Source organism: Staphylococcus sp. CoH_129_LAB_1 (assembly GCF_058191515.1).
The window spans coordinates 1-12,576 of record NZ_JBXWKZ010000002.1; the positions used below are offsets into that span (position 1 = coordinate 1).

Sequence of the window (12,576 nt, forward strand, 5' to 3'; positions counted from 1 at the left end):
CACCTCCGCATGATTCATTTTAATATGAATTCAACGAAAGTGTTTTTATATCATTCCCACTAATTGGGGTCAGTCCACCATGCCAAGTATGCTTTTTTTATAACTAGTGATAGAGCCTAGCTATAATTAGTGTAGGTAAATTCTAAGTTGCAAATACATGTTGCATCCTACAAATTAATAATAGCATATCATTTGTTTTTATCAACGATACATCAAAAGAAAATTATTTTTACTATTTTATAATAAATATAATTTATAGTATTTTGTAAATTGAAATATATAGCTATTATTCCTCACACCACTCAAATTGAAATCATTTCGATTTGAGTGGTGTGAGGAATAATAGGGATAATTATATTAAGCATGATTCCAATACCTATAACTTAATTAATATGTTAGATAATTTTTACTAAATCGTAGAAAAATGATAATTATAAATATCACAACAAATACTAATAAATTTAGAATGTGTAGTCATATATAATGTATTTAAGATATATATCATAACTTTAAATATTTGTATTGAGTAAAAAGCTTAAATTGAAGACATATATATAGTAAATATAGATTTTAATATTTTAGTTTACATAATATATATTATAGGAAGTTATGTATATAACAATTAGGGGACCTATTCTATTTTAATGACACTTTAATGATACATTTTAGTTATCATTCTTTGGTTAACATTGATTTATCTAAAACGATTGACTTAGTTATAATTTGTTATGATAAAAATCAACTACGTTATATATAACGTAGAAAATACTAATATGAATCTAGTGTTGGTATTTATGACACAATATATTTTGATAATGAATCAATTATTGAATGCTTATTTAGTTTACATAATGTAAGATATCAAATTATTTTTGCAGATAAATAATTTATTACCTGTTCTACCTTATCAATTTACGGTCTATCGATGATAATGGACCATGATTTATAATAACAATTATTTCAAAGAATGACTTTTATATCATAAAAAATGATCCATTCTTATAATTTTGATTATCGTTTATTAAGACGATTTTATTAAATATACCTTTCCAATATTATGAGCAATATACTCCTTTTAAAATTATCGAATAATCAATAAGATCACTTATTTTAAGTCTAATACATGTATTAAAGAAATCACTACCAATATAAAAGGAATATGTAATATTTTAGGTAAAATAATGTTATAAAACGTAAATATTTAATTGATAATGATTATCATTTTCTATTATAATGTTCTCTAGGAGGTAAGAAAATGCAAAAATTATTTAAATATATTCTATTAATTTTATCAGTTATTTTAATTTTATCAGCATGTAATAAGCAATCGGATTCAAATTCTTCATCTAGTAAAAATACCATTACAGTAAAAAATACATATGAATTTAAGGATAAGAATCATACACATAGTAGAGGCAAAAATAAAACAGAAACAGTTAAAGTACCAGTTAATCCAAAACGTGTAGCAGTACTAGATTATGGCGCGTTAGATATTATGCAACAAATGGGACTTCAAGATAAAATAGTTTCTATTGCTAAAGGACAAGGTGCTTCATTCTTACCTTCTTCCCTTTCGGAATTTAAAAACAGTAAATATACAAATCTAGGCAATCCTGGAAGACCTAATTATGATGAATTAGCTAAATCAAAGCCTAATGTTATCTTTGCTTCATTTAGACAAGCACATACAAAAACAATAGATGAAATGAAAAAAGCGGCGCCTAATGCTAAAATTTTATTTGTTAGTCCCGATAATGATCATTATATTTCATCAATTAAAGAACATACGACATTGTTTGGTAAAATTTTCAAAAAAGAAGAAAAAGCAAAAGCGCTTAATCATAAATTAAGTGAAGAAGTGAAAGAGACTAAAAAAGTAATGAATAATGATACCGTATTACTTTTAAATGTTGATGATAAAGGTATTAGTGTCTTCGGACCAACTGGTAGATTCGGGGGCTTCTTAAATAAAGATTTAGGAATTAATCACGCTGATCCTAAAATGAAAGCAAATTCAGCTGGTAATATAGTTACTAATGAGTATTTAAATAAAATTAATCCTAATAAATTGTTTGTAATTAATCGAACTAAAAATGCGGATGACAAAACGTTACCTTCTGCTTTAAATAATAAAGTGATAAAAGATATGAAAGCAATAAAAAATCACCAAGTATATCAATTTGAAGCTAACGCTTGGTATTTTAGTGAAGGTGGTATTGAAACAACTATTCATCAATTAAATAAAATTGAAAAAGCCTTTAAAAAATAATCATGTTATACACCATTAATAATATAAATAGGAGTGGGATAACGAATTCAAAATGAATTCTATCCTACTCCCTTATATTTATCTTCTATCACGACGGCGATACATGTACTCGTCGTGATCATATTTTTTCATCTCTTTTTCCAATTGCTTTTCTTTACGTTCTCGGCGCCATTCTCTTGTAAAATACCATAAAAGGAAACTAATCATTAAACTTATAATGGCAAGAAAAGCCGCATAGCCTAATAAAGGCTGGAACGTTATATTATAAAAATTAGGAATAAAGAAAGCTAATATTGCTAAAACAACGAAGGTAATTACTGTTGCTGAAAACCATTTTTTCAGTACCAATGTACAAAAGACAGTTAATATCATCATTGCTACGATTGTAATCCAAAGATAATTTGGCATATCAAATATCGTCATAAAAAAACGCCTCAACTTTTATATTTTATAATATGTAATATACAATACTTTTATAAATAATTATACCTTCTTAATTATTAAAATGACTCAGACTAAAGGCTTAAAACTGAGTTTACAAATAATATTATGTATAATATATATGAGAATAACTATTTAGGAGTGAATAAAATGAACACAGGCTTACCACTCAGAAAACATGTTCCAGATAATGAAAAATGGAATTTAGAAGATTTATTTACGAATGATGAAGCATTTTATAATACTTTAAATGATGTATTAGAGAAATCCGCTCAATTTAATCAAAAATATAAAAATAATTTATCAGAAACTAAAATTATTCTAGATGCGCTTAAAGAATATGAAGACTTACTTATACAATTTGATCGATTAGGTAATTATGCTGAACTTAGATTAAGTGTCGATACTACAAATGAATTAGCGCAAACGTTAAATGCCAAACTATCAACATCTTATGGTAAGATATCTAGTTTATTATCATTTGTTGAATCTGAAATAATGATACTCTCTGATGATAAATTAAAAGAGCTAAAAGAGCAGTTCAATAGTCCTCATTATCTAGAAAAATTAATAAAACGTAAACCTTATCAATTATCTTCAGAAGTTGAAGAAGTGCTTGCTAGTTTGTCACCTACTTTTCAAAGTGCTTATGAACTCTATGGAACAACTAAAATGCTTGATATTGCGTTTGAATCGTTTGAACATAATCATGAAACGTATCCTTTAGATTATGCAACTTTTGAAAACGAATATGAAGACAGTTCAGATCCAGAGTTTAGACGTAAAAGTTTCGAAACTTTTAGTAATGCATTACGTAAATATCAACACACAACAGCTACAACATATAATCAACATGTGCAACAAGAAAAAATTGAGGCTAATTTAAGAGGCTATGATTCTGTTATAGATTATTTACTACAAGAACAAGAAGTTACACGTGAAATGTATGATAGACAAATTGATGTCATCATGAGTGATTTAGCACCTGTGATGCAAAAATATGCCAAAATACTTCAAAGAATTCATAACTTAGATAAAATGCGATTTGAAGATTTAAAAATATCAGTTGATCCAAGTTATGAACCAGATATTTCAATAGAAGACTCAAAACAATATATTCACGGTGCTTTAGGTGTTTTAGGCGATGACTATATTAAAATGGTTGATAATGCTTATAATCATCAATGGATTGATTTTGCTCAAAACAAAGGCAAAGATACTGGTGCATATTGTGCAAGTCCTTATTTTACACATTCATATGTATTTATATCATGGACAGGTAAAATGGCAGAGACCTTCGTATTAGCTCATGAATTGGGTCATGCTGGTCATTTTACATTGGCACAAAAACATCAACATTTATTGGACTCAGAAGCATCTATGTATTTTGTAGAAGCACCTTCTACAATGAACGAAATGCTAATGGCAAACTACTTATTTAGTAATAGTAATGACGCGCGTTTTAAACGATGGGTTATTGGCTCAATCATTTCTCGCACATATTATCATAATATGGTAACGCATTTACTGGAAGCAGCATATCAAAGAGAAGTATATAAAAAAGTTGATAATGGCGACTCTTTAACTGCACCAGTTCTTAATAAATTAATGCGTGATGTTTATGAACAATTCTTTGGCGATGCAGTTGAACTTACTGATGGAATGGAATTAACTTGGATGAGACAACCACATTATTATATGGGATTATATTCATATACGTATTCAGCTGGATTAACTATTGGTACAGTAGTTTCTCAAAAAATTAAAAAAGAAGGTCAAAAAGCTGTCGATGCGTGGTTAGAAACATTAAAAGCTGGAGGAAGTAAAAATCCAGTTGTGTTAGCAAAAATAGCAGGCGTTGATATAACAACGAATGCCCCACTCAAATCTACTATTGCGTATATTTCAGAATTAGTAGATGAAGTAGAAATACTTACAAATGAAATAGAAAGTGAAAATAAATAATATATATTATAAAGGAGTGAGACACTATTCATTTTAAATAGTGTCTCACTCCTTTATTTTGGGTTTTTAGAAGTTTGAATAAAAATCAATTATCCAATAATTTAACGATCATACTTATCAAAATGTTCACCAGTAAAGTAGTAATAAACACTTTCTGCTATATTTCTTACATGATCCCCTACTCTTTCTAAATTACGTGCAGCTAAATGAGCTTGACCAGCTACAAATGGATCATTATCAATTAGATAAGTTGTGTTAACAATATTCACGTATAAATCGTCAATATCTTTATCACGTTCGATAATTTCTTTAATCAATGTTAAATCTTCACTTTTAACAGCAGTATTTAAGTCTTCTAACATTAATAATGCAAGTTTACCCATTGTTTTTAAACGTGTTAAGACATAATGATCTGTAATTTTTACTCTTAGTCGAATATGAGCGATATTTGCAGCATTATCCCCCATTCTTTCAAAATCAGTAGAAATTTTTAAAGCTGCCATCATCATTCTTAAATCGGTAGCAATTGGTTGTTGTTTCGTAATTAACATTATTACTTGTTCGTTAATGTCATAATCAAATTTGTTAATTTCCTTATCTTTTTCAATGACGTGTCTAGCAAAGTTTCTATCATCTTCACTTAATGATTCAATAGCATTGTTAACATTTGAATAAACACGAAGACCAAGACGACGAAGTTCTTTAATTAAATCGTCCAATTGGCCTTCATATTTTTGTCTAATAATTTTCATTAAGCATTAACCAAAACGACCAGAAATATAATCTTCTGTTTGTTTGTCTGAAGGATTAGAGAAGATTTTATCAGTATCGTCATATTCATTTACATAACCATTAAGGAAGAATGCTGTTTTATCAGAAACACGTGCAGCTTGTTGCATGTTGTGTGTAACCATAATGATAGAATAATTTTCTTTTAATTCTTGAACAAGTTCTTCAACTCTTAAAGTAGAGATAGGATCTAATGCAGACGTAGGTTCGTCCATTAAAATAACATCTGGTTCAATTGCTAAACATCTAGCAATACAAACACGTTGTTGTTGTCCACCTGATAATCCATACGCATTTGTATGTAATCTATCTTTTAATTCATCCCAAATTGCAGCGCCACGTAATGACTTTTCAACAATTTCATCAAGTAATTTTTTATCTTTAATACCATGGATTTTTGGACCATAAGTAATATTATCATAAATTGATTTAGGAAATGGGTTTGGTTGTTGGAATACCATTCCCACATTTGTTCTTAATTTTTCTTTTGAATAATTATTATCAAAAATATTTTGACCTCTGTATAAAATTTTACCAGCAGTTTTAACTGAAGGTACTAATTCAACCATACGATTTAATGTTTTAATATACGTTGATTTACCACAACCAGAAGGACCGATAATAGCAGTTACATTGTTTTCTAAGATATCTAAATTGATATTTTGTAGAGCATGATTTTCGCCATACCATAAATCTAAATTTTGAGTTGAATAAACTACTTTTCTTTCGCTATCAGGTTTAATATCTTTTTTCTTTTCACTATTAGTTGTTACAATTGTTGATTTTTGTGATTGATTGTCATGATGTTGTGTGTCGTTTGTTGGATGAGTGTGATTTGAGTGTTGCTCAACAGCTTCATTTGTATGTTGTTCAACGTTCTTTTTCTTTTCATCTACATTGATTTTTGCCATATATAAAACTCCTTTTATTTTAAGAGAGAAAGCAGAAACCTTTCTCTCTATCCCAAATAACTTGATTAATAACTCTATTAATATTTTTTAGAAAATTTATTACGTAAGAAAATTGCTAAACCGTTCATTAATAATAAGATAACAAGTAATACGATAATGCCTGCTGAAGCCACATTCTGGAATTCAGCTTGTGGCATTTTAGCCCAAGTATAAATTTGAGTTGGTAAAGCAGTAAACATTGAGAATAAACCAGATGGTACTGCTAAGAAAATAGTTGGAATACCGATTAAGATTAAAGGTGCTGTTTCACCTAATGCACGTGAAAGTGATAAAATAAATCCTGTTAAAATACCAGGTAAAGCAGCAGGTAAAACCACTTTTCTAATTGTTTGCCATTTGTTACCGCCTAAACCATAAGATGCTTCTCTTACAGAATTAGGTACAGCACGAATTGCTTCTTGGCTTGATACGATTATAATCGGTAAAATCAGTAATGACATTGTTAAAGCGGCGGCAAGAACTGTATTACCTAAAGATAAAGCTTCGATACCAGCACCACGTACAAATAAGGTTAATCCTAATAAACCGAATACAATTGAAGGCACACCTGCTAAGTTAGAAATACAAATTTTTATGAAACTCGTAAATGCATTATCACGTGCATATTCTTCTAAATAAATAGCTGTACCAACACCTAAAATGATAGAAATAGGAATAATTGTAATCATTAACCATAATGTACCCGCTAATGCACCCTTAATACCAGCTAGTGATGGTGTTGAAGATGAGAAACTTGTAAAAAATTCAGGTGTTAAATGTCCCGCACCTTTGACTAATGTTTGAATTAGTAATGCGGCAAGAACAATTAAAGCTAATACAATACACGAGAAGAATAACCATTTATTTAGACTATTCTTTTTATCGCGACTAGAAAGGTTTTTTTCGACTTTACTTTTGTCAACTAAACCTTTAGATCTTGGATCAGTCGTTGCTGTCATATTAATACTCCTCTCTATAACGCTTAGAAATCCAATATGAAATTAAGTTCATAATTAATGTGAAAATGAATAACGTGAAACCAACTGCGTAAATACTGTAGTAAATATCTGAACCGAATGTCGCATCACCAGTAGCAATCTCAACAATATAACCAGTCATTGTTTGAATAGAACTTGTTAATGTTAAAGATGACGTTGGTGAACTACCTGCAGCTAATGATACGATCATTGTTTCACCAATAGCACGAGAAATACCAAGTACTATTGAAGCAACTATACCAGAAGCAGCGGCTGGTAATACGACTTTAGTTGCGACTTCAAATTTAGTTGATCCTAAACCGTAAGCACCTTCACGCATTTTATTAGGTACAGAAGTCATCGCATCTTCACTCATACTTGTAATAATTGGAACAATCATTACCCCAACTACAATACCAGGACTGATAGAGTTAAAACTATCTAGTTGAGGTATAAATGTTCTTAATAAAGGCGTTACAAAAGTTAAAGCAAAGAAACCGAATACGATAGTTGGAATACCAGCTAAGATTTCAAGAATAGGTTTAATAATACGTCTTGCTTTATCGCTTGCATATTCACTCAAGTAAATTGCAGCACCTAATCCGATAGGAACAGCCACTAAAGTACCAATTAAAGTGATTTTTAAAGTACCAAGAATTAATGCCCAAATACCATATTTAGGATCAGAACTTGTAGGGTTCCAATCTTTAGTAAAAAGGAACTCAGTAATTGAAACACGTGTAAAGAATGTGATTGTTTCAGTGATTAACGTAAATAATATACCGATAGTTGTTAAAATAGAGATGGCAGCAATAATCCCTAAAATAATTGGCACGATTTTATCAGAAAATCCGCCTTTTTTAGCGTTATTTTTAGCTATCATCTCTCTAACATTAGTGTTAGAAGCCATATATAACCCTCTCTTTTTATTTCTCCCAATATATTTTAAAAAGAGCAGGAAATTATCAGGTAACGAATGAGTTCAAATTAATTTAAAACATTTTAACAATCACCCATGTATATATCCTGAACAACTCATGTAACTGTTACATGAGTTGTTAATTCCCAGCCCTTTATATTAATAATGATTATTATTTGTCAGAATCTTTTTTGTATTTATCTAATTCTTTAATTCCATCTTTATAAACTTTGCTTGGTGAAGCAACGTATCCAGCATCTTCAGCTGATTTACCTTTGTCATCTAAAGTGAATTTCAAGAATTCTCTCATAACATCATTATCTTTTAATGATTTTTCTTTAACATATAAGAATAATGGTCTACTTAAAGGATAAGAACCATCTTGGATAGTCTTTTTAGTAGGTTCTACAGATTTACCATCGTCACCTTTAATTTTAACTTCTTTTAATTTATCTTTATTTTGTTTATAGAAGTTATAACCGAAGTAACCAATACTTTCTTTGTTTTTCTCAACTGATTGAACGATAACGTTGGTATCTCCATTTTTTTGAGCTTTGATATCTTGTTTATCCATGACTTCTTCTTCCCAGAAGTCATAAGTACCATGACTTGAGTTTGGAGAGAAAGCTTTGATTTCTTTGTTAGGCCAGCTAGAATCTACATCTTTCCAAGTTTTTGCTTCGCCACTGTAGATTTTTTTCAATTGATCTTTAGATAATTCTTTTACAAAGTCATTATCTTTATTAACAGCAACAGTTACACCATCTTGTGCGATTTTAAATTCTTTGTACTTAATATTTTTGTCTTCTAATTTTTGTTTTTCTTCATCTTTGATAGGTCTAGAAGCTTGTGAGAAGTCAGTTTCACCAGCGATGAATTTTTCAAAACCAGCACCAGTACCTGCTTGACCAGATGAAATAGTTGCGTTTGGATGATCTTTAGCCCATTTTTCATTTAACTTTTCAACGATTGGAGCTACAGTAGATGAACCTTCACCTTTTGCAGAACCTTTAAGGTCTTTTCCATCTCCTGAACCACTGCCACCACTATTTCCACCGCCACACGCACCTAAAAGAACAGTAGCACCTAAAACAGTTGTACCAACTAATTGCCATTTCTTCATTAAAACATCCTCCTAATATAGATAACCCAAAATGTTATATGTATTTCTTACAATGCTTATATTACAGACCTTTTGTTAATATAAAATAGAGTAATTGTAAATATTTTGTTAAGTTATAAAAAATCTCATGATTTATATAAATAAAATCCATAAAAAAACCACTGAAAGTATTATCTTTCAATGGTTTTAAAGTGTTTATATTAATATAGAAGAAACTCGTCTTAAATGGGATTATTATTCTTGAATAAGACTTTTACCTTTTTTAGTTAATGTAATTTTCCCAGTTTCAATATTTATAATCTTTCGTTTATATAAATGACCAATTGCACGTTTAAATGAACCTTTACTCATGTTGAATACTTCTTTAATTGCTTCCGGACTTGATTTATCCCAAAACGGAAGTTCTCCATCATATTCTACTAATAAATCAAAGATAACTTGACCATCATCATCTAAACGTTCATGTGCGAGTGGTAAGAAAGAACCGTTTAATTCACCTTTATCATTATGACCAATAACACGTACTTCTACAGCTTCACCTAGTCTTGGCTCATGTTTACGTTCAGATTCATGTACAAACACTTTGTACCCTTCTTCTGTTAATAAAAAAGTGCCGATACGTAATAATCGATAAGGTCTCGCTTTTAATACTTGATTTTGCATATCATTATTAGATACAGGTGTAAACATTTTTTCAACAATTGTTTCACTGGCTAAACGTGCGAACATTTGATGATCTTTATCGATTCTTAATGTGACTAATACATAATCTCCTGACGTTGGCCATAAAGATTTAACTTTAGGTAAATCTTCCCATGGTATAAGTACCTCTCTTGGTAAACCAACATCTATTCTTGCACCATCTCTATCTGTTTTTAGTACTTTCGCAAAATCATATTTATCTTTTGTGATGTCAGGCATATTTTGTGTAGCAAATAATTCACCTGAACGGTTTGGATAAATGAAGAAACTATATTCTTCTCCAACTTCGAATTCATCTTCATCATTGATTTCTGACTGATTTAACTTCACTTGTTCTCCATTTGGTCCTTTTAATAAATATGTAGAGCCTTCTAATCCAAGAACTTCTAGAAATTCAATTGAACCAACGATATCTTTGTCTAATGCCATAGTTGTCTCCTTTAAGCAGTGTATTTCTATGTATTATAACATGAGTTTTGTAAAGTATCATTGACATAAATGACATAAGGTCGAATATCATAACATTATATGATATAATTTTTTCGTTAGATAAACGATAAATAAAGGAGTAAATGAATGTTACAAGTTACAGATGTAAGTTTACGTTTTGGTGACCGTAAACTATTTGAAGATGTAAATATTAAATTTACTGAAGGAAATTGTTATGGACTTATCGGTGCTAATGGTGCAGGTAAATCTACTTTTTTAAAAATCTTATCTGGAGAAATTGATTCACAAACAGGTCATGTGTCTCTTGGAAAAGATGAACGTTTAGCAGTATTAAAACAAGATCACTTCGCTTATGAAGATGAACGTGTATTAGATGTAGTTATAAAAGGTCATGAACGTCTTTTTGAAGTTATGAAAGAAAAAGATGAAATTTATATGAAGCCTGATTTCAGTGATGAAGATGGTATTCGCGCAGCTGAATTAGAAGGTGAATTTGCTGAAATGAATGGATGGAACGCCGAAGCAGATGCAGCCTCTCTACTTTCAGGACTTGGTATTGCACCGGAATTACATGATAAGCAAATGTCAGAATTAGAAAACAATCAAAAAGTAAAAGTATTACTGGCGCAAAGTTTATTTGGAGACCCAGATGTTTTATTACTTGATGAGCCTACCAATGGACTTGATATCCCTGCTATTAGTTGGTTAGAAGATTTCTTAATTAACTTTGAAAATACTGTTATTGTAGTATCTCATGATCGTCATTTCTTAAATAATGTATGTACACATATTGCAGATCTAGATTTTGGGAAAATCAAAGTTTATGTTGGTAACTATGACTTTTGGTATCAATCAAGTCAACTTGCTCAAAAAATGGCTCAAGAACAAAATAAGAAAAAAGAAGAGAAGATTAAAGAGTTACAAGACTTTATTGCTCGTTTCTCTGCGAATGCGTCAAAATCAAAACAAGCAACGAGCCGTAAAAAACAATTAGAAAAAATTGAACTTGATGACATTCAACCATCTTCAAGACGTTATCCTTATGTGAAATTCACACCAGAAAGAGAAATCGGTAACGATTTATTAGTAGTTGAGGGAATTTCTAAAACAATTGATGGTGAAAAAGTATTAGATAATATTTCTTTTACTATGAATCCTAATGATAAAGCAATTTTAATTGGTGATAGTGAAATTGCTAAAACTACCCTACTAAAAATACTTGCTGGTGAAATGGAACCAGATGAAGGCTCATTTAAATGGGGAGTGACGACGTCATTAAGCTATTTCCCTAAAGATAATTCTGATTTCTTTGACGGTGTAGATATGAATTTAGTTGAATGGTTACGTCAATATGCTCCTGAAGATGAGCAAACTGAAACATTTTTACGTGGTTTCTTAGGACGTATGTTATTTAGTGGTGAAGAAGTTAAGAAAAAAGCCAGTGTACTATCAGGTGGAGAAAAAGTACGCTGTATGTTAAGTAAAATGATGCTTTCAAGTGCTAACGTTTTACTACTTGATGAGCCAACCAATCATCTTGATTTAGAGAGTATTACAGCCGTTAACGATGGATTAGCTTCATTCAAAGGATCAATTATTTTCACTTCATATGACTTTGAATTTATTAATACAATCGCTAATCGTGTGATTGACTTAAATCAACCTGGTAGTTTATCTAAAGAATTACCATATGAAGAATATCTAAAAGAAATTGGTGTTTTACAAAAATAATGGGAGTAGTTTAATAGAATCCCCTCTATTCTAGTAATTTAGAATGCATATAAAAACTGTTGCTAAATAACGAACTTTAGCAACAGTTTTTATATAGAATGACTATTTTTAAGTTATTTCCATCATTTGTACAAATTACTTATTATTATTATCTCTTTTCTTTAAAAGTAATATTACTTCAAAATTTTCAGTTTATTTCAAAAAATCACAATAATCGGTTTACAGTTAAAAGGTGCTTATGTATAATTAAAAACATAGCA

Annotated in this window: 10 protein-coding genes; 3 read left to right on the forward strand and 7 right to left on the reverse strand. The window is 29.9% G+C overall.

All coding sequences use genetic code 11. From position 1 onward, the window contains the following. Positions 1 to 1,255: 1,255 nt before the first annotated feature. Complete coding sequence (locus AC2FB1_RS00825) at positions 1,256 to 2,269, forward strand: siderophore ABC transporter substrate-binding protein (protein WP_002449769.1); 1,014 nt, start codon at positions 1,256 to 1,258, stop codon at positions 2,267 to 2,269. 78 nt (positions 2,270 to 2,347) lie between these two features. On the opposite strand, the gene AC2FB1_RS00830 is transcribed toward AC2FB1_RS00825, so the two are convergent. Next, the gene (locus tag AC2FB1_RS00830; RefSeq protein WP_490673391.1) at positions 2,348 to 2,692 is read right to left on the reverse strand and encodes a hypothetical protein; all 345 of its coding nucleotides are present in this window, start codon (positions 2,690 to 2,692) and stop codon (positions 2,348 to 2,350) included. A gap of 168 nt (positions 2,693 to 2,860) precedes the next feature. On the opposite strand from AC2FB1_RS00830, the gene pepF reads away from it, so the two are divergent. Next, entirely contained in the window at positions 2,861 to 4,675 is a 1,815-nt protein-coding gene (gene pepF / locus AC2FB1_RS00835; RefSeq protein ID WP_490673392.1) for an oligoendopeptidase F, read from the forward strand. A 101-nt stretch (positions 4,676 to 4,776) separates the two neighbouring features. Here the strand turns inward: pepF and phoU are convergent, their stop codons facing one another. The 6 genes from phoU to cvfB all read right to left on the reverse strand — a co-directional run bounded on the left by phoU (position 4,777) and on the right by cvfB (position 10,564). Then, on the reverse strand, positions 4,777 to 5,427 hold the full coding sequence (gene phoU, locus AC2FB1_RS00840; RefSeq protein WP_490673393.1) for a phosphate signaling complex protein PhoU: 651 nt from the start codon (positions 5,425 to 5,427) through the stop codon (positions 4,777 to 4,779). A gap of 6 nt (positions 5,428 to 5,433) precedes the next feature. Beyond that, positions 5,434 to 6,375: a phosphate ABC transporter ATP-binding protein PstB gene (pstB, locus tag AC2FB1_RS00845; protein WP_490673394.1), complete on the reverse strand. Its 942-nt coding sequence runs from the start codon at positions 6,373 to 6,375 to the stop codon at positions 5,434 to 5,436. Positions 6,376 to 6,452: 77 nt separating this feature from the next. Further along, on the reverse strand, positions 6,453 to 7,373 hold the full coding sequence (gene pstA / locus AC2FB1_RS00850; protein ID WP_490673395.1) for a phosphate ABC transporter permease PstA: 921 nt from the start codon (positions 7,371 to 7,373) through the stop codon (positions 6,453 to 6,455). A 1-nt stretch (position 7,374) separates the two neighbouring features. Beyond that, positions 7,375 to 8,301, reverse strand: coding sequence for a phosphate ABC transporter permease subunit PstC (gene pstC / locus AC2FB1_RS00855; RefSeq protein WP_490673396.1), 927 nt, complete (start codon positions 8,299 to 8,301; stop codon positions 7,375 to 7,377). Positions 8,302 to 8,482: 181 nt separating this feature from the next. Next, positions 8,483 to 9,433, reverse strand: a complete 951-nt coding sequence (locus tag AC2FB1_RS00860) for a PstS family phosphate ABC transporter substrate-binding protein (RefSeq protein ID WP_490673397.1) — start codon at positions 9,431 to 9,433, stop codon at positions 8,483 to 8,485. A gap of 234 nt (positions 9,434 to 9,667) precedes the next feature. Further along, positions 9,668 to 10,564: an RNA-binding virulence regulatory protein CvfB gene (gene cvfB, locus AC2FB1_RS00865; RefSeq protein ID WP_490673398.1), complete on the reverse strand. Its 897-nt coding sequence runs from the start codon at positions 10,562 to 10,564 to the stop codon at positions 9,668 to 9,670. Between the two features lie 147 nt (positions 10,565 to 10,711). On the opposite strand from cvfB, the gene AC2FB1_RS00870 reads away from it, so the two are divergent. Then, positions 10,712 to 12,316, forward strand: a complete 1,605-nt coding sequence (locus AC2FB1_RS00870; protein ID WP_490673399.1) for an ABC-F family ATP-binding cassette domain-containing protein — start codon at positions 10,712 to 10,714, stop codon at positions 12,314 to 12,316. The last annotated feature ends 260 nt before the right edge of the window (positions 12,317 to 12,576 follow it).